General features: G+C 76.9%; 1 protein-coding gene. It reads right to left on the bottom strand.

Annotated elements, in window-relative coordinates:
* Positions 1–464 (bottom strand): hypothetical protein (locus E2C05_RS33880; RefSeq protein ID WP_205083320.1); only part of this gene is annotated, 464 nt, incomplete at both ends.

The following is a 464-nucleotide window of genomic DNA, read 5'->3' as shown; positions in this document are numbered from 1 at the left end:
CCGCGGCCGGCGGCGCCGCCCATGGTCAGCACCTGCTGCTGCGCGGTGCTGTCGCGCCCGGTGGCGGCGTTCAGGTTCATGCCGCCGAAGACCTGGGACTGCGCGCCGCGGCCGATCGCCGTGCCGCCCAGCGTGGTCACCGACTGCCCGGCCAGGCTGTTGCGGCCGAGCGCCAGGTTGGCGTTGCGCCCGCCGAAGGTCTGGCTCAGCGCGCCGCGGCCCTGGGCGATGCCGCCGACCGTGGTGGTGTCCTGCAGCGCGGTGCTGCCGCGGCCGAGGGCGGCGTTCAGGTTGCCGCCGCCGAAGGTCTCGCTGCGGGCGCCGCGGCCGAAGGCCTGGGCGCCGATGGTGGTGTTGGCCTGGCCGGCGAAGCTCTGCCGGCCGGTCGCCGCATTCACGTTGCCGCCGCCGCGGGTGATGCTGATGCCGCCGGTCTCCAGGCCCTGGGCCTGCACCGTGGGGGC

Origin of the sequence: Paracraurococcus ruber, from assembly GCF_004353985.1 — a bacterium.
Taxonomy (GTDB): Bacteria; Pseudomonadota; Alphaproteobacteria; order Acetobacterales; family Acetobacteraceae; genus Paracraurococcus; species Paracraurococcus ruber.
The sequence above is the reverse complement of the archived record's forward strand: the minus strand, read 5'-3'. Positions and strand labels throughout refer to the sequence as shown.